Raw genomic sequence first — 22,483 nt, 5'->3', positions numbered from 1 at the left:
CGTATGCAGCGTCCCATCGCCCTGGTCCGGCCCACGGGCAGCCCATCGGTGAGGTCTGTCCAGGCAACGACCGCTGGAACTCAAGCCGGCAGGACGAGGGCCTGAATCCCGGGCCGTGCCGGTGCGGATGCCCGGAAGGGAACGACCACACGCGGGCACGACCCGGGTCGGGCGCCGGAATGGGTACCTACCCGGCGGCCAGGTTCACGGCCAGGTCGGTAGCCGTACCGCGGTTCCGCGGAACCGCGCGGTACCGGACGGCATCAGGCCGGGGAGTAGCGCAGCACTCGGCTTCCGGTCAGCTGGGCCATCCAGACGGCGTCGCCCGGACCGTAGTTCAGCTCCGCGGGTGGGCCGAGGGGGCCGCCGGGCACCGAGGTCTCCGTGAAAACGCCGGTCGCCGGGTCGTAGGCACCAAGCTTGTCGCGGAGAAGATAAGTGAAGTAGATCTTCCCCTGCGGTGAGGAGCAGATCCCGATCGGGAACGACAGTGGGACCGGCACCGGGACCTCGCTGACCGAACCGGTAACCGTGTCGATCCGTCCGAGCTTGCTGGCACCGAGCTCGGTGAACCAGACATATCGGCCGCCATCCGTCTCGGCACGCATCACGAACGGGACCGCGAGGAGGCTCGGGACCGGGTATTCGGTGATCGTTCTGGTCGTTGCGTCAATGCGGCCGATCTTGTTCCCGAGAGCCTCGGTGAACCACACATCGCCGTTCGAGCCGGTGAAGACACCAATCGGCAGCGCACCCGGCGTGGGCACCGGGTAGGACGTGAAGGTCTTCGTCGCGATGTCGAACCGGCCGATCGTGTTGGCGGTGGTCTGGGTGAACCAGATCGCCCCGGCCGGGTCGGCGGCCAGGTCGTTGAAGGGGAAGAGATTACCCCCCACGCCGGGAACCGAGTAAAGGGCGAACGCCTTCGTCTGCGGGTCGATGCTGCCGAGCTGGTTGCGCAGACCGTTGGCGAAGTAGATCTTGCCGTCCGGCCCGGCCGTGATCGCGCACGGCAGGGCGGTAACCGGTGCGGGTGTCGCGACCGGCAGATTCAGCCAGTTTAGCGACGCCGGCAGCTGTGCGGTGGACCAGGGAATCGGGAATTCCGCTGTTTCGCTGGTCGCCGGGTCGATGCGGCCGATCCTGTTGGCGAGTGCTTCGACGAACCAGGCCGCCCCGTCCGGCCCACCCGCCGTGACACAGGGAATCGACGCCGGGGTGGGGGTCGGGTACGAGGTGAACGTGCCAGCCGCCTGGGCCGGGGCCGCGGCAGAAAGCGCGAGAGCACCCATAGCGGCAGCCAGCCCCACGGCGACTACGCGGTGACGAGCGCGGGCTCGCTCCAGTAAGGGAAACAAGGCTCCTCCTTCATGATGAGAGGCGGATTTCGGCGGAATTCTCGCAGAGCGCATCGTGGCCTCAACCCGGTTTCACGGTCTGCATGTGCTGCCCGCGGCCGGTGATGGTCGCGCTGCGGCGAAGCGTTGCGTTGCGCGGCGCCGCGCCGCGCTGGTCGGAGTTCGACGAGTCGGCCTCCACGCTCCGGGTTGAACGCCAGGTAACCCGGGTGCGCGGGGTGAGAGGCTGGAGACCGGCCCGACAAGGAGCCAGGTTGGAACACGCGTGTTCGCACTACCCGCGGTCGGCGCAGAGCGGCCACCGCGGTGATGCTCGCGAGAACGCGACATTCAGGAGAGGAACGAGCTTGGGGGCACCGGGCCTGGTGGGCCGCCGACGCGAGCGTGCCGCCATCTCCGGCTGGCTTGCCGCCGCCTTCGGTGGGGCGCCGATGCTGGTGCTGTGCGGAGGTGAGCCGGGCATCGGCAAGACCCGGCTGGCCACGGAGGCGGCCGACATGGCGGCGGCCGGCGGCGCACTCACCCGGTGGGCACGGGCGCATGAAGGCGTCGGTACCCCTCCTTTCTGGCTGTGGCGGCAACTGCTGCGTTCCGACCTGGCAGGGGAGGGGAACGGCCCGGCGGATCTGCCGACGACGATCGAGGCGAACTCGGAGGCCGACCGGATCGCGCTGTTCGACGCCGTCGTCCGCCGGGTGTTCGCGCTCGCCGAGCGTTCCGGCCTGCTGCTGGTGGTCGAGGATGCGCAGTGGGCGGACGAGCCGTCGCTCCTGCTGTTGCGCTACCTGGCTCGCGAGCTGCGCGGAGCGCGGGTGCTGGTCCTGGCCACCCATCGGACGGTAGGTGCCGGTGACGCGGCGCCGTGGCGCAGGATTCTCCCGGACCTGGGCCGGGAGCCGGTGACCGTGCAGGTGCCGCTGGCCGGACTGGACGAGGCGGAGACCGCCCACCTGGTACGGGCGGTCACCGATACGGACGTGGCCGACGACGTGGCGAGGGAGGTGCACCGGCGGACCGGCGGCAACCCGTTCTTCGTCCGGGAGCTGGCCCGGATGCTGCCGACGGACGCGGCTCTGGCCGGCCGGCGGCTGCCGGCGTCGCTCGTCGAGGTGGTGGGGCAGCGCGCGGCGGGCCTGTCCGGCCCGGCCCGCCGGATGCTGGCGGCGGCCGCGGTGCTGGGAGAGCAGTTCTCGGTGGCGACGGTGGCGGCGATGGCTGGCCGACCACCGCTGGACTGCCTGCCACCGCTGGAGGAAGCAGCCGACGCCGGGCTGATCGCTGCCGCTGACACCGCCGGGGCCTGGCGATTCGTCCACGCGCTGGTGTGCGAGGCGATCGAGGCTGACACGCCGGCCCAGGAGCGGCTGCGGCTGCACCGGTCCGCGGCCGAGGCGCTCGAGCGCGTCTACGCGGGGCAGATCGACGACCGGCTGGCGGACATCGCACGGCACTGGGCCGCGGCCGCGCTCGATGACCCGCGGCCTGCCGTGGCCTGGGCCCGGCGGGCCGCGGACGCCGCCCTGCGCTCCCTCGCGTATGAGGAGAGCGCACGGCTCTACCAGCTCGCGCTCGACGCGGGCGGGCCGACGGTCGACCGACAGCTGCGCTGTCGGCTGTTGATCGACCTCGCCGGTGCCCGCTGGAGGGCCAGGGACATCGAGCCGTGCCGGACCGCGACGACGGAGGCAGTTGCGCTCGCCCGCCGGATCGGCCGGGTGGACCTGATCGCCCAGGCCGCCCTCGGTATCGAGCCCATCGGCGCGATGGCCTGGGACCTGGGGCTGCGCCAGTGGTGTGACGAGGCGCTCGCCGGGCTCGATCTGGTTGCCTTGACTGACCCGGCTGACCCGGCTGACCCGGCTGACCCGGCTGCTCTGGCTGACCCGGCCGATCTGTCCCGCCGGGCGCGCCTGCTCGCCAGATCGGCCGAGAGCTCCGTGTATCTGAACGACGTCACCGCGGCGGAGGAGAGCAGCCGGCAGGCGTTGGAGATCGCCGCCGACGTCACCGATCCGGCCGCGGTGATCGCTGCTCTGAGGTCCCGCCAGCTGTGTCGCAGCGGTCCGGAACACGTGGACGAGCGTGCCGGGCTCGCCGATCGGATGACCGAGATCGGGCGTACGCTGCGCCGCTCCAGGGAGGAGATGTGGGGTCGGCTGTGGCGGATCGACACCTACTGGGAGCGTGGGGACCTGGCGGCTGTCACGGCTGAGCTGCCCCGGCTGGCCTGGTGCGTCGAGCAGGTCGGCGGCCCGATCGCCCACTGGCACCTGCTCGTCGCACGTGCCGCGCTCGCCGGCGCGCTCGGCCGCTACGGCGAGGCGCTCGAGCTCGGCCGCGCGGCCCTCGGAACACTCCCCGCCGACAGCCACCCGACCGCGTCAGGCGCGTACCGGTCGCTGGAGTGCATGATCGCCGCCCACATCGGCCACGAGCGGGTGGCGACCAGCCAGCCGTCGGACCCGCCGGACCCCTCGGACCCGCCGGACCCGCGGACCGGCCGATCTACCGGTGGTGGCGAGGCACGAACGGGGATCTTCCGCGGGCCTCTCGGGACCGCGCACATGCTCGTCCTCGCCGGCCGGAGGGCCGAGGCCCTCGGTGTCTACCGGGAGGCCGGGCCAGTGCGGAGCTGGCATCCGCCGCCGTACTGGCGGGTGCCGACCTGGGCGTTCGGGTCCGCGGTCGCGGTTGCCGTCGGCGAGCGCCATGACGTCGAGCTCCTGTACGATCGGCTGCTCGCCGAACGCGGGCGTTTCGTGGTCGGCGGTGCCGGGACCGCCAACTATCTGGGCCCTGTCGAGCTCCACCTCGGCCGGGCGGCGGTCTTCCTGGGCCGTCTCGACGACGCCGTCGCGGACCTCGACACCGCGCTCGCCTACTGCCGCGCCGCGGGCGCGGCCGGGTTCACCGTCGAAACCGAATGCGAGCTCGCCGCCGCCCTGACCCGTCGAGCACACCTCGGCGACCTCGACCGGGCCGGTCAGCTCCTCGAGCATGCCGAGACGGCCGCCGTCCAGCTCGGTATGGACCCGTGGGCCCGCCGAGCCCGTGCTCTGCGCGCCGCGGCCTCCGCGGCCTCCGCGACCTCCGCGACGTCCACGGCGGCGAGCGCCAGGACGCCGGCCGTCAGCCCGCTGTCGCCCCGGGAGGGCGAGGTCGCCGAACTGGTGGCCCAGGGACTGACGAACCGGCAGATCGCCGTGAAGCTGTTCATCTCCGAGCGCACCGCGCAGACTCACGTCCAGCACATCCTGACCAGGCTCGGCTTCTCCTCCCGGGCTCAGATCGCCGCCTGGGTCACTGCCCGCCACCAACAGCAGGACACCGAGGGCCCGCGCCTGCGGGATGCGCAGGCCCCACGCTGACCGCTTCACCGAAAATCACCCTGCGGCCCCTGCGGCCCCTGCGGCCCCTGCGGCCCCTGCGGCCCCTGCGCCGTCCGTGGTGGAGAGGGACGGGACGCCCGGCTGGTAGCCGGGCGCTGGTGTGCCGGGCGGGTTGTGGACGTCCGGCCGGCCCGCGGGATTCGGGACGCACACCTCCGCCTCGAGTCCGTCCGGGTCACGGAAGAACAGGCTGAGGGTCGGGCCGAAATCGGTGACGAAGCCGTCGGAGGCGTCGCGGGCGATGAGCCGATCCCGGATGAGGTCGAACGTCTCCCGGGAGGCGGCCCGCAGGCCCAGGTGATCGAGACGGCCGCGGCCGAACATCGGTGCCTGACGTCGGGCCTCGGAGTTGCCGGGAATCTCGTAGATGTTGAGCGCGGTAGCCGGGCCGATCTGGAGAATGGAGATCCGGCCACCGCCGGGCCCGGGAACCTGATAGCGGACGGTGGCGTCGAACACCTCGGCGTAGAAGGCAATCAGCCGCTCGGTGTCACCCGTGATGACCGCCACGTGGTCCAGACCGTTCAGCAATCTCCCCGATTGTCCGTCGGTATCCTCCGGAGTCTGCTCCAGCGCCATTGTTGTTCCTCCTTCAGGTTGACGAAGATGAATGGACGTCCCACCGGCACGGATCACTGTTGCTGGGCGGTGCCCGGCCCGGGCGCGGCCTTGGTTGCGGCCGCAGACGCGGGCACAGCCGCGGGCATGGACGCCGGCATGGTTGTGGTCGTGGCCGCGGACACGGGCACGGCGGGAAGGCCGGAGCGCAGGATGCACGCGGCGCAGGCGCCGAAACCGGCGAGGAGCAGGCCGGTGGAGATGACGCCGGTGACGGGCGCCGCGAACGGTCCGCCCACGACATAGCCGAGGGGGAACGCGACCGCGAACGGCCAGGCGACGACCTTCGCGCGGATCAGCGCGATCGCGAGCAGGACGAACGCCGCCAGGCCGCCCGCCACGCCCACGGCGAGGTAGACGATCACGACCGGTCGTTCGAAGAAGGCGGCGACGACCTCCGCGGCGGCCTCGCGGTCGGCGGTGCGCGCGGCGGCGGCGCACATGATGTCGACGGCCACCAGAACACCGGTCGCCCCGCCGACGACCGTTCCCAGCAGGCCGGCCCAGGTGGACAGCGCCCGCGCACCGGGCCGGGCGAGCAGCGCGACGAGGCCGATGGCGACGGGGAGGAGCAGGGCGCCGAGATCGAGGACGAGCAGGGCGTTCGCTCGTCCGGGATGGACGGCGAAGTTCTCGACGGTGTCGAGGGCGGAGCCGCCGCCACTGCCGGGCGCCGGGTGGACCGCTACCGACATTCCGTAGCAGACGGCGACGATGGCCAGGCAGACCACGGCGAGAACGCGGCCCGAGACGTGGGTGAGCATGGGGTCCCCTTCGGATGGGATCGACGGTGACGTCGCCGGCTCAGCGGACGTGGAGCTCGCGGGCGGCGAAACCACCGGCGAAGTCCGGCGGGCTGCCGAGCGGACTGGCGACGATGTAGCGACCGGCGGGCAGCTCCGCCAGGCCATAACCGGGAGAGTCACCCTGTGGCTGAACCGCGGAGACGATGTCGGTGGCTGATTCCAGGCTGGTCGACCCGTCCGCGAGTCCGGCCGCGGTCGCGGTGACCCCGTCCTTGACCTTGGCGAACAGCAGGACGAACCCGGCCTTCGCCGGGTCGTCGCCTGCGTTGGTGAACGTGATGGCGACCGGCCCGGCGGGAGCGGTCTCCGGCAGGCCGGTGAGCGTCCCGGCGTCGTTGGTCACGGCGAGCGTGGGATAACCGCAGTTGTCGACCATCCAGGCGTCGACGATCTGGCCCGCGGCGAAGAGCCCACTGCCTTCGTAGTCGATCGGCTGGCCCTGCCTGGCGGAATTCACCACGGAGATCAGGACGTCGACCTTGCTGGTCAGCTCGGCGGGGACGCTCGCGCGCAGCGTGGCGGCCAGCGGTTCGGCGGCCGTCGCGAAGGCCCGCAGCTCCGCGGCGGTCGGAGCCGGGGCCGCGGGATCGGACCCGGGGAAGCCGAGGCTGTTGATCGCGACTTCCGCTGCGCACGCGGCCCGCACGTCGCCTGCGTCCGCTGCGACGGTGGTCAGGCTGGTGGTCGGCGGGCTGGTGGTCGGCCTGGTGGCCGCGGCGGTAGCCGGCTCGTCGGAGGCCGAGGAACAGGCGGCGGTCGCGGTCAGGGCCGCGGCGGCGACCACGGCCGCGGCGCCGTGGCGGACGACGCGGAAAACATGGGGAGACGTCACGGGAGCGCTCCTGAACTGGTGTGGCGGCGGGTGCTGGTTTCGTCAGACGGCGCCTCGCGTCTTCCCGCCGCCGGCTCGCGCTCTCGCGGAGAACGGGCCAAGGGAGGGCGGTGCGAGTTCGCCTGTCCTCACTGACGGATGCCGGTCAGGGCGTCCGGGAGGATCATGGCCGCCGTCGGGTGGCGCGGGAATCCGCCGAAATACGTATCGGACCTACGTATCGCCGGCGCTTGTGGCGCTTGTGGCGCTTGTGGCGCTTGTGGCGCTCGCGGCGCTCGTTGCCGAGGGCGGGGCCCGCACCTCGGTTCCCATCCCGCTTCGGGCGCGGATCGTTGCTACCCGGCGAAAAGCGTCGAAAGCCGGCCGGTGCCGTTCAGGTGTCGGACGGTGCCGTTCAGATATCGGATGCGTTCGGGGGGATGGCGCGTCGACGCGCGTCCGCCCACTGTGGCGGGTAGCGTGACGGGTTAGTAGCGGGCAGCGAAAATGCGGGGGATCGTGGCCGACCCTGTGGATTTCTCCTGGGTCGCCGGTTTCCTGCTTCGCAAGCTCGATACCGGTGAGGTGCCCCGGTCCTCATCACCCTCCCGTGTCAACAGGCCATTTCCCTCCTGACATGTGCTCCTGAACGCCGCCTGGCCGCGACGACAAGGAGTACATCTCGGAGCTTTTCTCTCGGTTGAGAAGAAACGGGTGTACCGCTGATGTCTCTGGATCGATACGGTGTTCTAAAAGGCCGGGTTCTTGACCACCGCCGGGAACCCGACGATGACACGCCGCACTACCAGATCCTCATCGACGGTGACGGCTCCGCTCGCGCGGCCGTCAACGTTCTTTCCTCTGGCCAGGAGTCGGATCCGAAGATGTCGGAACTGCTCTATGTTGCCGTGGAGGACTTCCAGCATCCCATTCTTGCAGATCTCGAGAAGCTGAAGGACGGGTACACGGAGCTCGACCGGAAGCCCGGCGGGCTGGCGTTGGACTACATCCGTGGCAGTCTGTTCGACCGCACCGACCTGCGGGCGCTGCCCGCGCACGAGCCCGGCGAGGACAATGATCTCGCCGATGTGCTCGACCACTACGTGACCCGGGCACAGGCGAACAACGGCAGCCGTATCTACGCCTTCGGCGAGCCGTGGTCGGCGGAGAAGGAAGCCGACAAGGTCTTCAGGTTCAAGCCGGGCCGAGGAATCCACAACATCCACATGAACCAGGGGAACGCGGGCCGGTTCAAAGGCGACAACGGGGTGTGGCAGGACGGCGCGCTCCTGTTCCACTTCCCTGCCGCGGATCGCTGGGTCGCGGTCTTCCTTGCGTTCCAGAGCCAGAAGTGGCACACCGATGACCGCACCGGCGGTGCGCTGCCGGACGTTCCGCAGGCCCGTCCGGGTGGACAGCCGGCGGAGGGCGAGCCCGACCAGCGGCTGCGGATCGTCGGAGCGCTCGTCAACGCGGTCGGCGCCTCGCCCGAGGACGAGTCCGTAACACTGATCAACACGACGACCGAGTCGGTTGACCTGGCCGGCTGGGCGATCGCCGACCGAGACCAGCACCAGGTGTCGCTACCTGCCCGCACGCTGGCCGCGGGAGAGACGATCCGGATCCCGGTCGTACCACCTGTCGCGCTGGGAAACCACGGTGGGACGATCACTCTGCTCGACGCGGTCGGACTCAAGGTCGATGGTGTCGCCTACACCGCCGCGGACGCCACCGAGGAAGGGCGCACCGTCGTCTTCTGACCCGGCGAAGCATGCCCCGGTGGCCCCGGACTGCTCCGGGGCCACCACAGTGCCCTCGCGTTGCCCACGACGGTCGTCCGTTCTCCGTGAGCACAGGCGGCGGCAGGACAGCCGGCGGCGGCTGGACGATGGCCGTGCCCGGCTCGGCGTGGAACGCTCGGCGGCCAGCGGCGGCCAGCGGCGGCCAGCGGCGGCCAGCGGCGGCCAGCGGCGGACGGTCGACGGTCAGGGCCGTCAGCGGTGGCGATGGGCCACCATCGGTAGGCCGCCCCTGGGGCGCAGGGTGACCAGCGGTTCGGGCACGACCGGAGCGTCGGACGCCGGGGTGAACGACCAGCGGCGAGCGATTGCCGCCAGTGTCAGCACGCCCTCGGCGACGGCGAAGCTGTTTCCGATGCACTGGCGGGGCCCGGCGCCGAAGGGGAAGTAGGTGAAACGCGGCCGGTTGTCCGCCGCCCCCAGCCAGCGGGTGGGGGCGAAGCGGTCGGGATCGGGCCACCAGCGCTCGTGGCGGTGCATCACCCACTGGCTGAAGACCAGCGTTGAGCCTGCGGGAAGCAGGTAGCCGGCTACCTCGTGGTCCGCGACGAGGTGGCGGCCCATCGCCCAGACCGGAGGATAGAGCCGCATCGACTCGGAGAACACCGCGTTCGTGTAGGTCAGCCTCGGCAGGTCCTCGATCGTGGGCGGCCGGCCGTCGAGGACCGTGTCGAGCTCCTCCCGCAGCCGCGCCGCCACCGCCGGTTCGCCACCGAGCAGGTGGAACGTCCACGCCAGCGCGTTCGCGGTCGTCTCATGACCGGCGAGGAGCAGGGTCATCGCTTCGTCGCGGATCTGGATGTCGTCCATCCGCTCGCCGGTGTCGGGATCCCGGGCGGCCAGCAGCAGCGACAGCAGGTCGGTGCCGGCTCCTGCGCTCGTGCCCTGTGCCTGGGCGGCGCGACGGCCGGCGATCATCTCGTGGACGGTGCGGTCGAGCGCTGCCCTGGCGCCCTGGCGCCGCCGCGCGGCTCGCAGCGGGAACCGTTCCAGCCGCTCGAGGACGGGCAGGCCGGCCCGGCGCGCGACCGGCATGTTCTCGCTGACGGCGGTCCGCACGACGTCGACGACGCGGTCGGAGATGTCGACGTCGAACAGCGTCCTGGCGACGATCGCCAGCGTCATCTCGGTCATTTCTGCGTGCAGGTCCAGGGACTGGCCGTCCCGCCAGGTCGCGGCGGTGGCCTCGGCGAGGGCGACGAACTGGCCGCTGTAGCCGGCCATCTGCTTCTTGTGGAACAGGGGCTGGATCAGCCGGCGCTGGCGCATGTGCGTCTCGCCGGCGCTGGTCAGCAGGCCCTGGCCGAGCAGGAGCGTGAGCGGCTGCGTGACGGTTGCCCGCGATCCGGGGCCGCGGACCACGGCCCCCTTGGCATAACGGCGGTGACCGCTGACCAGCGCGTCGGCGATCGCGTCCGGGTCGGACACGAGGAAGGCGGACACCGGCCAGCTCGCCAGCCGCGCGATCGGCCCGTACCCACGGCGGATCTCGGCGAGCCGGGTCAGCGGGTCGGCCCGCAGCCGCCGCACGGCCGCCATCGGCCCACCGGCCGGGCCGGGCACCTCGGCCGCGGCCCGCGGGGCCGATGCCTGCGGGGCCGATGCCTGTCTGGACACCGGGGCCGCTGCGGTGGCCGGTCTGACCAGGGGAGAAGGAAGGAGCGGGTGGTCGGGTTCGGATGCCGTCGGGCGCGCCATGCGGCGCCTCCTTGTCACGACGTAGGGGGAAGGAAACAGGGAAGGCGGATCGGGACTGTCGAGGTGGGACACGGGCGACCTGGGTCCGTGCGGGCAGCGGCACGGCCGCGGTGGGCAGGCCGGGCCGTTCCTGACCGCGAGGCCGGCAGGGTGCGGGCGGTCGTCCCGACGGTCATCCGGACGTCCGTCAGCCGGGAAGGAGGACAAACGCCACCAGCAGGGCGATCTTCAGGGCGAGGACGAGGTCGCCGGCGGGACCGGACACGTGGGGCAGTCCGATCGCTGCCAGGACACGGGTGGCTGCCTCCCGGGCCTTCGGCCACAACAGCAGCACGACGCTGACGCCGCAGCCCGCAACGGCGGCCTGGACGCCGACCGGCTCGGCCGTGAACATGACGGCGATCGCCGACGCCGCCACCATCGCGAATGCCTTGATTCCGGCGAACGCCGCCAGCACGTGCGCGCGGGGAAGCAGGACGGTGGCGAGGCCCGCCGAGATCAGGACCATGGCCAGTGTGGTCAGCCCGGTTGTCGGCTCCGGTTCGACCTCGGCCAGGCGAGCCATACGCAGGCCGGGAGCTGGGTGCTCGAGCCCGGAGACGGTCACGGCGAGCACGGTCAACCCGGCGACGGCGGCCTGAACCACGCGCAGCACCAGCAGCGCGGCGAGGACGAAAAGCAGCCTGGTCGCGCGATCCCGGGCCGACAGGCCACGCCGGACGGCAAGACGCCCAACGACGCGCCCAACGACGCGCCCAACGACGCGCCCAACGACGCGCACGGTGACGCGCCGGACGGCGCCGGTCTCGGCGAGCTCTGCGTCCCGTCCGTCAGCCACGGCACAGCCGTCCGCCGGTCTCGGTGAGCACGCCACCCGGGATCGTGACCGTGAGCCGCAGCCCACCCGGCATGGGCTCGACGGAGTCCAGGTGTGTGCCCGGCGGCAGGACCGGCTCCGCCGACGACCCCGCCGCCAGTGCTCGGCCGAGCAGGCCGCCCGAGCCGGCGAGAACCGGCCGACCGTCCGACCCGAACCGCAGGACGGCTGCCGCCGAGACCGAGCCGACGGTGAGCGAGCCGGGGCGCCCCCGGCCGAGAAGAACCGACCAGACGGGCACACGGACGTCACGGAAGGTCACCGCGACGTCGGTCAACCTGTCGGCCGGGTCGATCCCGGCGGCCGTGGCTGTCACGGTCCGGAGATTCCCCGCAGCGAGCTGGGTCAGGAACGGAAAGCCGCCGATGTGGACGGACCGCGTGCCCACAAACGTGCCCATGCAGCCGAACCGCTCGGTCAGGTGGTGCTCGGCGACTCGAACGAGCAGGCGGTCGGTCACCAGGAGGGCAGCCATGACGACGAACGGCGTCGCAGCCCCCCATCGCCACCGGTCCCGCCACCACGCTCGGCCATCCACGCCGCCCGCCCGCCGCCGGAGCGGGCGGGTCTGCGATCGGGGTACAGCGACCAGGTTCCGCATAGGACCGAGAAGACCGCGCGTTCATGCGGAAATGATGTGAACCAGGGGCGAGCAGCGTACGGGTTTGGCGGGCGGGCACTGTTGCACGGCCGCCGGCTGGCCGAAGTCACCACGGACGAGGCGTCGGCGTTCCTTGCCCACATTCTCGGACGGCTGGCGAAACGCGGCCCAGTAGCGCTGGCGCCGGCCGCAGCGCCATCGTCCGCGAAAAAATGGTGGCTGAGCTCCGGATGGCGGTTCCTCCGCACGCCCAATGGGCGCGCTGCTTGGGCTCTGTTGTGAAGGGCGGCAGAATCGGGGCGTGACACGGGGGATTTTCAGTCGGGAGCGAGAGTTGACGGCGGTCACCCGGCTTCTTGACGGGGTGGCGGACGGTCCGGCGGTCCTGGCGATATGGGGTGAGGCCGGGATCGGGAAGACGACGGTGTGGGATGCAGGCGTCGCGGTCGCGGTAGCTCGGGGATTCACGGTGCTGGCGTGTCGCGCTGCGGCTGCCGAGGTGCGCCTGAGCTATGCGGGGCTCTCCGATCTGCTCGCCGAGGTCGGTGCCGGGAACCTTGCGTCGTTGCCGGGACCGCAGAGACGGGCGCTGGATGCGGCGCTGTTGCGAGGGGCAGACACCGAAGAGGACGGTCCTCCGGCCGAGCTCCGGGCGGTGGCGGCCGCTTTTCTGTCCGTGCTTGAGCGGCTGGCTGGCAGGGCGCCGGTGCTGGTGGCGGTGGACGACGTCCAGTGGTTGGACGAGTCGACCCGTCGGGCGATCGCATTCGCGGTGCGGCGATGTTGCGGGCCGGTCGTCACGCTGACGGCTGGTCGGGACGGCGATCGGGACGGCGATCGGGCGGACCGGCGGGGCGAGATTCGTCCCCGCGACCAGGCGCGGCTGTGGCACATCGATGTAGCTCCGCTTGACCTGGGTGCCTTGCATCACGTCCTGCTGGAGAACCTGGGGCGTTCGTTCCCGCGGCCGGTGATGCTGCGGATCGCTCAGGCTTCGGGCGGCAACCCGTTTTACGCGCTGGAGCTCGCCCGGTCGCTGGAGGAGCGGGGTTCGGCGCTGACTGGCTTCCCGGACAGTCTTCGGGCGGTGGTCCGGGACCGCATCGGTTCCCTGGACCCGGGGGTGCGGCAGGCGCTGCTGGTGGTGAGCGCCCTCGCGGTACCTCGCCTCGACCTGGTCGAACGGGTCTGTGGGGGTGTGGACGCCGCCGAGTCGCTCGGCGCCGCCGAGGATGCGGGGGTGGTCGAGCTGTCCGGCGGCTACGCACGGTTCACGCATCCACTGCTGGCCAGCGGCGTCTACACCGAGGCGTCCCCCACCACGCGGCGGGCGCTGCACAGGCAGCTGAGCGAGCTGGTCGACGACGTCGAGGAGCGGGCACGCCACCTGGCGCTCGCCGTCACCGGCCCGGAGGCCGAGGCGGTGCGCGCACTTGATGCGGCTGCCGGCCAGGCGCGGCGGCGCGGCGCGGCGTCAGCGGCAGCCGAACTCCTGGAACTGGCCATCGGCCTGGGCGCCGACGAGACACCGCGGCGGGTCCAGGCAGCACGGGACCACCTGCACGCGGGCGACCCTGTGCGGGCCCGGGATCTACTGGAGCCGGCGGTCGATCTGCTCGACCCGGGCGCAGTGCGAGCCGAGGCGCTTGCCCTGATGGCCACGATCTTCTACCAGATTGACGACTACGCCCAGGCCGTTCGAACTCTGCGGCGGGCGTTCGACGACGCCGGCGACGATCCCCGGCTGCGGGCCGAGATCGCGGTGGAACTCCAGATAGCGCTCACGAACGGCGGGAGCGTGAGCGACGCCCAGACGTATGCGGTGGTCGCGGTGCAGGATGCCGAGCAGGTCGGTGACGACGGCCTGCTCGCCGAGGCCCTGGGCGCCTCGGTGTTCGTCCGTTTCCTGGCCGGTCAAGGCGTCGACGACGTCGCCCTGGCTCGGGCGCTGGCGCTGGAGGACCGGAACCGGCGCAATCACGCGATGCGGTGGCCGGCGCTGCACGCGGCCATGGTGCACCTGTGGACCCGCCGGGTCGGTGAGGCTCGGGCCGGACTGATGGCGATACGTGAGCGGTGTCTGCAGCAGGGTGAGGAAATCGGCTTGTGGTTCCTTTCGTTCCAAGCCGCCGCCGCTGCGTTGTGGTCCGGCGATGTCGAGACGGCGCAGCGGCTCGCCGTCGAGGTGACCGACCGAGCGCTCATGATCGGGACCGAGCACGTCCGGGCACTTGCGCTCGCTACCCAGGCGCAGGTGGCGGCATGGACGGGGAGGGTTGACGAGGCACAGGCCGCGGGCGAGGAGGCGGCGGTTTCCCTCGCGAAATTCGGGATGCTCCCCGGCGCCCTGTTCGCGCAGGCGACGCTCGGCACGCTCGCACTGTCGGTTGGGGATCACTCGGCGGCGGGTCGCTGGCTGGCGCCCGCCGCGACGGCGATGGCCGAGATGGGCGTCTGTGAACCGGCCTGTGTGCCCTTCCTCCCCGACGCCGCCGAGGCGCTCATCGTCCTCGGTCGCCTGGACGAGGCCGAGCCCTTGGCGGATCAGCTTGAAGCCAGCGGCCGCGGCCCCGACCAGACCTGGGCCGAAGCGGTCGGGGCCCGGATCCGGGGCCTGCTGGCAGCGGCCCGCGGTGATCTCGACGCCGCGCGGTCGGATTTCGAGCGGGCACTTGTCGTCCACGACCGGCTGCCCCTGCCTTATGACCGGGCCCGCACCTTGCTGCTGTTGGGAAAGCTGCAGCGCCGCCGCAATGAGCGGCAGGCGGCCAGGGTGACGCTGGGGGAGGCCGTACGCGCTTTCGATGTCGTCGGGGCGCGCCGATGGGCCGACAACGCCCGGGCCGAGCTGGACAGGTTGGGCTCGCGTCCGGGTCCGGTCGACGAGTTGACTCCGACGGAGGAACGCGTCGCCGAGCTGGCCGCCAGCGGGCTGATCAACCGCGAGGTGGCCGCCGCGCTCACCATCAGCCCCAAGACCGTCGAGGCCAACCTGTCCCGGGCCTACCGCAAACTCGGGATTCGGTCCCGAGCTCAGCTGGGCGTATGGCTGGCGGAGAGACGGACGAAGGGCCAGCCACCGGAGGCATAGGAAACCCCGGCGCGCCGACTCCAGGCCGGCCACCGTCGAGCCGTGGAACGGACCCATCTCGTCGAGTGCTGCCGGTCCTGGGGACGACATCAACGCTGACCGAATGCCACGTTCCGGGCGGTCGCCCCCGCTCGCGAGCTGGGCATCGGCGGCACCGCCGGCACCGGGTGAACCCTTGCCGAGGGTCTGTCACGGCACCCGCGTAGGGAAACACCCGACGCGCAGCGAATGCCCGGCATGCCACAGTCGGCGCCTGGTCGACAGGCCGTGGTGATCGCGGTCCGGCCTTCGGTAGGCGGGTTCCAGGAAGGGAGCGGGAAGATGCCCGAGGTCATTGGCGCCATACGGGACAGGTGGCTGTCCATCGGTGGTCCTGGATCATTCCTCGGAAACCCGGTCACAGATGAGATGGACTTTTCTGAGGGCGGTCGTGTCAGCGTCTTCGAGAGAGGATCCATCTACTGGTGGCCGGACGTCGGGGCAATCGACATAGGCGAGATCTTCGTTCACTTCCAAGGTCTGAACTGTTTCGCGACAACCAGCGGATCGGGGTCAGACGAACCTTATGTGACAATGGCTGTCGCCGTACCCGGAAGTCCGCCGCTGTCTCTGCGTTCGCAAATTTACAACGATGTCGATGGGGGTGATACGCGACCTGACCAGGTGGAGCTCTATCGAGGGCAGCCGCGCGGGATGACGATTGTCGCGCAGCTCATCGAGCACGACAACGGAAACCCGGAGAACTACAAGGAGATCATGCAGGGCGTGGCATCGGTCGCCGGCGCCGGTGTGACGGCGCTTCTCGCGGTCGTTCCCGCCGTCGGCCCAATACTGTCGGCTGCGGCCGGCCCCATACTGGGGGCGCTTAAGCCCGCCATCGCCGACGAGCTGGGCAAGCTCCTCGGCTTGGGTGACGACCTGATCGGCCCCCCGACCACGATCGCCCTTTCGCCGAAGGACATGGTCCTTCTTGCGGCACGCACCCAAAATTCACTTGAGCGACAGGTGGCATTCAAGATCGCATCTCCTCTGATCGAGGGTGACGGAGGGAACTACAAGATCTACTTCGGAATGTCCAAGGCTCCCTAGCAAGGGACTCCCGTGATCGGCCGACGGTCGGGCCCGTCCTGTTCCAGGGCCCGACCCCAGCCGGTCCTTCGGGGGCTCAGGCCGCTGAAGGCGGAACGAAGAGGGCGTTGTGCGGACGATACGGGTACCATGGTCGGGCACGATTCCTGGCTCGGTGCGATGGAAGCGGCCTGGCCTCGACGCTGGGGAAGCGGATGGCTAAGGACGTAGCTCAGTTCACCATCGTGGTGGTGGGGGCGCAGGGTGCGGGTAAGACCGCCTACCTGGCCGCGCTCTTCGAGAGCCTGGAATCCGATCCAGACGGACGTGGCTACTACATATCCACCGACATGGCGACGACGGAATGGCTCAATCCGCTGGCCGAGGTGATCCGGAAGCCTGGCTCGGAGTGGCCCGAATCGACGAGGTGGGTGAAGCCCGAGATCGAGTTCACCTGCTTCGTGCCCATTGGCGGATCACCGTTCCCGATTATGCGAATCCGCTACGTCGACTATCCCGGCGAGTACCTGACGGAGACGCCCGAGGGCGCCGAGGAGCAGCGCGACCTGCTCGAGAAGACCCTCACCAGCGCGGACGCGTTGCTGGCGATGATCGACGGCCGCGAGCTGCTGGCTGTGCTGCGTGGCGAGGAGCGAGGCGAGGACTACCTGCGGACGAAACTTCGGCCGACCGTCCAGCGGGTACAGGCGACGTCCTGCCCGGTCCACCTGCTGGTCACCAAGTGGGATCTGCTGGCCGACGCGGGCTACAGTCTGGCCGAGGTACGGGACCGGCTTCTCGATGTGGGTTTCGTCCGCGGAATGGTACGGGCCCGGCGTCCGGTGGCCGTGCGCGGTGAACCGATGGCCGGCGGTGTGCGGCTGATCCCGGTGTCGGTGTTGGGTCGAGGTGTCGCGGAGCTGACGACGGAGCCGGACGGCGTCGACGTCATGACGAAGCGGGCGGATGTCGAGCCGCACCCGATCAATCTCGACGTGCCACTGTCCGCCATCCTTCCGGACCGTGTTGAACAGGTCTTCGCGTCGTTGAGCCCGCGGACGCTGCGCGGACTCCGGCGGGCGGCCCGGCGACGCCGACGCCGGCAGGCCGGTCAGCGGATCCGCTGGTTAGGCGGCGAGACGCTGCGGATCGCCGGTCGGCCCCTACAGGTCGTGATCGGCCTTGCTCTGGGCCGGCAGGCGGCGGACATCAGCGAGCCGCTGGTCGAGTACCTGGTAGAGATGCTGGCCAGGAGTACGAGTACGGGTCCTGGAACGATTTCTGAGGACCGCCATGAGGTCGAGGAGATGCTGCACCGGCTCGGTCCGATCGCCGCCAACTCCGCCACCGTGCTGCGATCCTTGCTGCTGTCCTTCGCGGAGCGGGTAGCGGACTTCGACCAGGGATATCCAGGCTGGAACCTGGTTTCGGCGCTGGAAAAGCGTCCTCTCGTCCGGCCCGGCAGGTCCGCGTGATGAGCGACGTTATGGGCAGGCCGCCCGGACATGAAATGGACGCCTGGCCGTTTCTGGTGAGCCGGGGACGCCGGCTGGGTTATCGTGTGATCGTCGCCCCCGATTTTCTGCGGGCCGCCGGCGAAGCCGGAATCCTTTTCGTCGCGGCGGAGATCGGTCCGGGTGTGAACACGCACGACACCCGGCTGCGGGTTGTCCAGACGCAGGCCGGCGACGTTTTTTCCCTGGTCTATCGTGTGGTCACCGCCCGGGACGAAGGAACGGGCGAGACGGAGGCGCCGTTCATTCGTGACCGGCACGGCCGGCCCATCCCCATGGTGGAGGGGTATGCGGTCCGAGGCAGACACGAGCACCTGCCGGTGACCGATCGGGAATGGGATCGAGCGCACGCGACCCTGCTCGCGAGCCTTCAGGAATTCCTGCGGGACGAGTCTGGCAACGATGGTGTCCTGTCCAGCCACGCCGTGCCGCTGGGCGCGGCCGAGCGAACCGAACTGGACGCCGACGCCCGCCAGAACCCAGGTTCCCGCGATCAGCCGCCTGCGGTCACGCCACCGAGCCAGTCCATCCCACCGAGCCGGTCCATCCCACCGAGCCAGTCCACGCCACCGAGCCGGTCCAGACCGGCGCACCCACTGGTCCTGGTCCTCCTCGGAACGCTGCTGTTGGCCGCGATCGTGATCGGCCTTACTGTCGCCCTCACCTGACAACGCCGCAGACCTGGAATTCACGGCGGTCCGCGCGCGGCGCGGTCACCGCGCGGGTCCCGCGTGATTTCGGACGCGTCGGCGCAGGTGGGGGCTCAGCGACGGGTTACCGTCCAGATGGTCGATTCCGGCGAGGTCTGTGCCGGGTGCGACCACCTCGTCAATTGCGTCCAATGTCGATGCGTCGAGATGTACGTCCGCGGCTCCGAGCACGTCGTCGAGCTGGGCGGCCGTCTTCGGGCCGATGATGACCGAGGTGACCGCCGGATGGCTGGCGACGAACGCGAGCGCCAGGTGAGTGAGGCTCAGCCCGGCTCCGTCGGCGATCTTCTGGAGACGCTCGACGGCACTGAAGCGGGCCGGCGACGTCGGGTCGTCCTCCAACCGGGTCTGCCGCCGCCGGGCGGAGATTCCCTCGGGCGAGAAACGCGAGCCGGCGGGCGCCGGTGCGTCACGCTGGTACTTGCCGGTAAGCCAGCCGCCGGCGAGTGGGCTCCACGGGATGACGCCGATGTCGTGCCGCTGGCATGCGGGAAGGACCGCGTTTTCGATCGACCGGGCGAAGATCGAATATTGCGGCTGCTCGCAGACGAACCGCTCGAAGCCGCGGCGCTGGGAGGCCCACTGCGCCTCCACGATCCAGTCCGCCGGATAGGAGGACGAGCCCAGGTAGCGCACCTTGCCGGCACGGACCAGGTCTGTCAGCGCGCCGAGCGTCTCCTCCAGGTCGGTGTCCCAGTCGTGGCGGTGCACCTGGTAGAGGTCGATGTGGTCAGTGTCGAGCCGGCGCAGGCTGTCCTCGACCGCCCGGATGATCCAACGTCGCGAGCCGCCCCGCATGTTGCGATCACGGCCCATCGGGCTGAAAACCTTCGTGGCAAGCACCACGTGGTCCCGTCGGCCTTTGATGGCTTTGCCGACGATCGTCTCGCTCTCGCCGCGGGAGTAGACGTCAGCGGTATCGATGAAGTTGACCCCCGCATCGAGCGCCCGGTTGATGATCCGTGCGCTGTCATCGTGGTCGGCGTTGCCCATCGCGCCGAACATCATCGCGCCGAGACACTGGGCGCTGACCTCGACACCGGTCCGACCGAGCCGCCGGTATTCCATGGTGAAGCCTCCTGTTTTCCAGCTTCCTACGGTTCGGGTTCGCGGCACGCGGAAGGCGCGCGGCTGGCACCGTCACGGCAGGCGAGCGCGCCACGCCTCGGGCCTCGTCGCCGTCTCGAACTCCCAGGCGAGCCGGTCGACGACCACGGCCACCGTCGGTACGTCGTCGATCAGGCCCGCGCTCTGGCCGGCGCTCCAGACATCCCGCCACGCGCGGACTCCGTCCCGCAACGTCACGCGTTGGCCCCGGTCCCACGCCGCCGGCGGCGCTCCGGACCCTCCAACGGCGCTCTCGATCGAAGGACGGATCCAGTTCGCCTCGACACCGGTGATCGCGTCGGACGCGACGATGTCCGCCATGCCGACATCGGCGATCATCTGCTTGTGGCCGGCGACCGCGCCTGACTCGTGCGTGGCTATGAAACGCGTCCCCATGACGGCGAGATCCGCGCCGAGCGCGAGCACGCCGGCGATTCCGGCGCCTGTCGCGATGCCGCCACCAGCCAAGATCACCCCGTCGAACATCGACCGCACCTTCGGCACGAACGCGAGCGGGGTGAGGCGACCCGTGAGCCCACCAGCGCCGGCGCAGGTCAACATCAGGCCATCGACGCCTGCCGCGATCGCCCGTTCCGCATGCCGGACTGTGCTGACGTCGTGGATCAGATAGCCGCCCCAGTCGTGCACACGGCCGGCCATCTCGGTGGGATCACCGACGCTGGAGATCACGATCGGGATCTTGGCCTTCGCACACAGATCAAGGCGCCGCGCGCCGACTCCGGCGTCCATCGCCGAGCCAGCCGGCAGGTTCACGGCCGGCGGCGCGAACAGGCGCCCCTCACTGCGGGCGGCTTCCTCAGCCTCCACCAGAGCGTCGATGATGCGGGCGAACTCGTCGATGTCGCGCACCAGGCCGCCCTGCCAGCCGGCGACGATGCCAGCGCGGCAACACGCCAGCGTCAGAGACAGGGTCGACACGTAGGACATCGGTGCACACACCAGCGGAAGGCGGAGTCCCTCGAACAGTCGAGGCGGACGATCCATCGATGCCTCCCTGACGAGAATCTCCGGCCTCCGGCGAAACCCCGGGGCGGAGATTCGTATCGTGTGCCGCGAATCCGGCGCAGGACTGCTGTATGCGAACCGGCGGCCGGGTCTGTCGTACCTCCGACTGTCATATTGACACTCATCAGTGTCAAACGATCTCAGTGCACCTTGTGCCCTCGGGGCAGGGAGGGCAGGGAGGGCAGGGCCGGACGGGGACGGAGGCGGGCCGAGCCTCCCGGCCTGCAGCCCAGCGGGCCGATGCATGTTCGACCGAGCAGGTCACCCGGGCTGGTGGGGAGGACGCGGTTGCTGCCGGCTGGCAGCATCTCCGCTTCCTCCCGCTCAGGTGTCGGTGTTGGTTTTGGCCTCGGCGTCGGCCACCCCGTCCCGGACAGCGAGCGAGGCGAGGTTGGCGGCGGCCCGGCCGAGGACGCTCCCTTCCACATCGGTGGCGTTCACAGTTCGCGCCACGACCTCGGGGAACATCCTCTCGGCCGCCTCCCGAACGCTGTCGTAGCGGGCGGCGAGTGCCGGCAACAGCCGGCTGTCGCCCGAGGCGGCGGCGGCGTCGGCACCCGCCTGCTCCGTCGCGGTCGCGAGTCGTTCGCCGATCCGGGTCGCGAAGGAAGTGAGGAAGGACTGGCGGAACGCGCGGGTCCGGGACCGGCCGTACCGGTCCTGGCGGCCGCCAGCCCGCGTCACCGCCGCGATCGCCTGCACCAGCAGCGAGGTGTAGAGCAGATCCACGGCCTCCAGATCCCTCGGGTACCCGATCACCGTCATGAACCCGAAATTCCTCACCCAGATCGAGCGGCAGCGGTTCGCCTCGGCGATCACGTTCAGCAGGATGGCCTTCGGTTCCTCATACGGTCTGCCGATGCCGATCCGGCTGGCATCCGGCTCGTCCCCGGACGCGGACGCCGACGCCGACGCCGACGAGCCGCGAGCCGCCAGCAGCGCGTCATCGATGCTGTACCGGGCCATCAGCTGCTGGGCCTTGCTGGTCAGGGCCTCGGCCTCCTCCGTGAAGGTGGTCGATTCGGCCTTGGCCAGCAGCGCGCGGACCTTGTCCAGGACACGGGGATCGCCGACGGGGCCGCGGGCACCACGCCGTGCGGCTCCGGGCAGGGGCCCCAGCATCTGGATGGTGGGCAGGCCGTGGATCAGAATGATCAGTTCGATGGCGTCGTGGATCACTTCGGCTCGGCCGCGGCCCTCGTGCGTGCCCTGCGTACCCCAGGCGTCCAGCAGTTCGTCATCGCCCCACCAGACGGTGGCGTCGAGGGCCCGCAGCTGCGCATCCCACCGCTCGTCAACGGTGGCGGCGTCGTAGCCACGCATCATCGCGGCCACGATGTCGACGGCCATGCGCGCCGACCGGCTACCGACCTCGCGGCTGGCGAAGCGGTGGAGGTCCGCAGGTTGCCAGCCGCGGCGCCAGGCAGTGCTGACCGTGCGTTCGAGCCAGCCGGTGAGAGCCTGGTTGACGACCTGGTACCCGCTCGACCCGGCCGGCGCCGCGGCCAGGTGCCGCACCTGTGCTGCCACTGTGGCGGCCATGCCGTTGACATGGGCGTTCAGCGCCTCGGCGATCACCATGTCGGCGGTCTCCCGGAGCATCGTCCGGTGGTCATGCTCCTGATCGATCCGGCCTGAATGACCCGCAGGATCCCCCGCAGGGCCTGTGTCACCGGCCTTGCCTGTGTGGTCGGCCTGCGCGCGGGCACGCGCCTCGCGGGCCTGCTGCTTGGCCTTGCGCCTCTCGCGGTTCTCGCGGCTGCGAGTGCTGATGGTCGCCTCGCAACGGTTCGTCGGGCCGGCTGGTTCCGGTGGTGGCACCTGCTGCCAAGTATGCCAACCGCCCAGGAGTGCGCCCGGAAGCGGACGAGTGGGCCGCTCCTCGTCGACTATGTGGTCTCGTCGATTCTGAAAGGCGCGTAGCCGGCCGGAACCTCCGTCACCGACGCCCGACTCGCACGACCAATGGCGCGGACGCCAGACGGAACCCATCGAGATCCTTCCCGGTCT

At 70.6% G+C, this 22,483-nt stretch carries 16 protein-coding genes; 6 read left to right on the top strand and 10 right to left on the bottom strand.

Going from position 1 to position 22,483, the window contains the following annotated elements; translation table 11 throughout:
* Positions 1-263: 263 nt before the first annotated feature.
* A complete protein-coding gene (locus tag ACG83_RS21730) occupies positions 264-1,292 on the bottom strand; it encodes an SMP-30/gluconolactonase/LRE family protein (protein WP_054568093.1) in 1,029 nt (342 codons plus the stop codon).
* A gap of 413 nt (positions 1,293-1,705) precedes the next feature.
* Here ACG83_RS21730 and ACG83_RS21725 point away from each other — a divergent pair, with 413 nt between their 5' ends.
* Entirely contained in the window at positions 1,706-4,726 is a 3,021-nt protein-coding gene (locus ACG83_RS21725; RefSeq protein WP_161934783.1) for a LuxR family transcriptional regulator, read from the top strand.
* A gap of 15 nt (positions 4,727-4,741) precedes the next feature.
* On the opposite strand, the gene ACG83_RS21720 is transcribed toward ACG83_RS21725, so the two are convergent.
* Genes ACG83_RS21720 through ACG83_RS21710 form a run of 3 tightly spaced genes read right to left on the bottom strand, consistent with a single transcriptional unit; the run spans position 4,742 to position 7,003 of the window.
* Positions 4,742-5,326: a VOC family protein gene (locus ACG83_RS21720; RefSeq protein WP_054568091.1), complete on the bottom strand. Its 585-nt coding sequence runs from the start codon at positions 5,324-5,326 to the stop codon at positions 4,742-4,744.
* Between the two features lie 53 nt (positions 5,327-5,379).
* Complete coding sequence (locus tag ACG83_RS21715) at positions 5,380-6,129, bottom strand: hypothetical protein (protein WP_054568090.1); 750 nt, start codon at positions 6,127-6,129, stop codon at positions 5,380-5,382.
* Between the two features lie 40 nt (positions 6,130-6,169).
* Complete coding sequence (locus ACG83_RS21710) at positions 6,170-7,003, bottom strand: hypothetical protein (protein ID WP_054568089.1); 834 nt, start codon at positions 7,001-7,003, stop codon at positions 6,170-6,172.
* A gap of 704 nt (positions 7,004-7,707) precedes the next feature.
* On the opposite strand from ACG83_RS21710, the gene ACG83_RS21705 reads away from it, so the two are divergent.
* Positions 7,708-8,742, top strand: a complete 1,035-nt coding sequence (locus tag ACG83_RS21705) for a DUF2278 family protein (protein WP_054568088.1) — start codon at positions 7,708-7,710, stop codon at positions 8,740-8,742.
* A 234-nt stretch (positions 8,743-8,976) separates the two neighbouring features.
* On the opposite strand, the gene ACG83_RS21700 is transcribed toward ACG83_RS21705, so the two are convergent.
* The 3 genes from ACG83_RS21700 to ACG83_RS21690 form a co-directional block, all read right to left on the bottom strand.
* Complete coding sequence (locus ACG83_RS21700) at positions 8,977-10,479, bottom strand: cytochrome P450 (protein WP_083473444.1); 1,503 nt, start codon at positions 10,477-10,479, stop codon at positions 8,977-8,979.
* 187 nt (positions 10,480-10,666) lie between these two features.
* Positions 10,667-11,317, bottom strand: coding sequence for a histidine kinase (locus tag ACG83_RS21695; protein ID WP_235498079.1), 651 nt, complete (start codon positions 11,315-11,317; stop codon positions 10,667-10,669).
* Positions 11,310-11,831 (bottom strand): DUF2993 domain-containing protein, encoded by a 522-nt coding sequence (locus ACG83_RS21690; RefSeq protein WP_076832374.1) that lies wholly within the window; start codon positions 11,829-11,831, stop codon positions 11,310-11,312. Before ACG83_RS21690 ends, ACG83_RS21695 begins: the two co-directional genes overlap by 8 nt.
* 379 nt (positions 11,832-12,210) lie before the next feature.
* On the opposite strand from ACG83_RS21690, the gene ACG83_RS21685 reads away from it, so the two are divergent.
* The 4 genes from ACG83_RS21685 (at position 12,211) to ACG83_RS21670 (ending at position 18,298) form a co-directional block, all read left to right on the top strand.
* Positions 12,211-15,048 (top strand): AAA family ATPase, encoded by a 2,838-nt coding sequence (locus ACG83_RS21685; RefSeq protein WP_083473443.1) that lies wholly within the window; start codon positions 12,211-12,213, stop codon positions 15,046-15,048.
* A gap of 321 nt (positions 15,049-15,369) precedes the next feature.
* A complete protein-coding gene (locus tag ACG83_RS42640) occupies positions 15,370-16,137 on the top strand; it encodes an LGFP repeat-containing protein (RefSeq protein ID WP_158230842.1) in 768 nt (255 codons plus the stop codon).
* A gap of 194 nt (positions 16,138-16,331) precedes the next feature.
* Positions 16,332-17,591 carry a hypothetical protein gene (locus ACG83_RS21675; RefSeq protein WP_076832363.1) on the top strand — a complete coding sequence of 420 codons (1,260 nt, stop codon included), beginning with the start codon at positions 16,332-16,334 and terminating at the stop codon, positions 17,589-17,591.
* 86 nt (positions 17,592-17,677) lie between these two features.
* Positions 17,678-18,298 carry a hypothetical protein gene (locus ACG83_RS21670; RefSeq protein WP_152991480.1) on the top strand — a complete coding sequence of 207 codons (621 nt, stop codon included), beginning with the start codon at positions 17,678-17,680 and terminating at the stop codon, positions 18,296-18,298.
* Positions 18,299-18,343: 45 nt separating this feature from the next.
* On the opposite strand, the gene ACG83_RS21665 is transcribed toward ACG83_RS21670, so the two are convergent.
* The 3 genes from ACG83_RS21665 to ACG83_RS21655 all read right to left on the bottom strand — a co-directional run bounded on the left by ACG83_RS21665 (position 18,344) and on the right by ACG83_RS21655 (position 22,075).
* A complete protein-coding gene (locus ACG83_RS21665; protein ID WP_054568082.1) occupies positions 18,344-19,408 on the bottom strand; it encodes an aldo/keto reductase in 1,065 nt (354 codons plus the stop codon).
* 72 nt (positions 19,409-19,480) lie between these two features.
* Positions 19,481-20,452 (bottom strand): nitronate monooxygenase family protein, encoded by a 972-nt coding sequence (locus ACG83_RS21660; protein ID WP_063793167.1) that lies wholly within the window; start codon positions 20,450-20,452, stop codon positions 19,481-19,483.
* Between the two features lie 345 nt (positions 20,453-20,797).
* The gene (locus ACG83_RS21655) at positions 20,798-22,075 is read right to left on the bottom strand and encodes a DUF2786 domain-containing protein (protein ID WP_063793186.1); all 1,278 of its coding nucleotides are present in this window, start codon (positions 22,073-22,075) and stop codon (positions 20,798-20,800) included.
* Positions 22,076-22,483: the final 408 nt, after the last annotated feature.

Origin of the sequence: Frankia sp. R43, assembly GCF_001306465.1 — a bacterium.
Lineage (GTDB): Bacteria > Actinomycetota > Actinomycetes > Frankiales > Frankiaceae > Parafrankia > Parafrankia irregularis.
This window is presented reverse-complemented; position numbering and strand designations above follow the sequence as displayed.

Excerpts from the sequence above, each read along its gene's own strand:
- ACG83_RS21675 (WP_076832363.1), top strand. The coding sequence starts at position 16,332 with ATGGCTAAGGACGTAGCTCAGTTCACCATCGTGGTGGTGGGGGCGCAG.
- ACG83_RS21690 (WP_076832374.1), bottom strand. The coding sequence starts at position 11,831 with ATGGCTGCCCTCCTGGTGACCGACCGCCTGCTCGTTCGAGTCGCCGAG.
- ACG83_RS21655 (WP_063793186.1), bottom strand. The coding sequence starts at position 22,075 with ATGCTCCGGGAGACCGCCGACATGGTGATCGCCGAGGCGCTGAACGCC.
- ACG83_RS21705 (WP_054568088.1), top strand. The coding sequence starts at position 7,708 with ATGTCTCTGGATCGATACGGTGTTCTAAAAGGCCGGGTTCTTGACCAC.
- ACG83_RS42640 (WP_158230842.1), top strand. The coding sequence starts at position 15,370 with ATGCCCGAGGTCATTGGCGCCATACGGGACAGGTGGCTGTCCATCGGT.
- ACG83_RS21665 (WP_054568082.1), bottom strand. The coding sequence starts at position 19,408 with ATGGAATACCGGCGGCTCGGTCGGACCGGTGTCGAGGTCAGCGCCCAG.
- ACG83_RS21715 (WP_054568090.1), bottom strand. The coding sequence starts at position 6,129 with ATGCTCACCCACGTCTCGGGCCGCGTTCTCGCCGTGGTCTGCCTGGCC.
- ACG83_RS21685 (WP_083473443.1), top strand. The coding sequence starts at position 12,211 with ATGGGCGCGCTGCTTGGGCTCTGTTGTGAAGGGCGGCAGAATCGGGGC.
- ACG83_RS21660 (WP_063793167.1), bottom strand. The coding sequence starts at position 20,452 with ATGGATCGTCCGCCTCGACTGTTCGAGGGACTCCGCCTTCCGCTGGTG.
- ACG83_RS21730 (WP_054568093.1), bottom strand. The coding sequence starts at position 1,292 with ATGGGTGCTCTCGCGCTTTCTGCCGCGGCCCCGGCCCAGGCGGCTGGC.
- ACG83_RS21700 (WP_083473444.1), bottom strand. The coding sequence starts at position 10,479 with ATGGCGCGCCCGACGGCATCCGAACCCGACCACCCGCTCCTTCCTTCT.
- ACG83_RS21720 (WP_054568091.1), bottom strand. The coding sequence starts at position 5,326 with ATGGCGCTGGAGCAGACTCCGGAGGATACCGACGGACAATCGGGGAGA.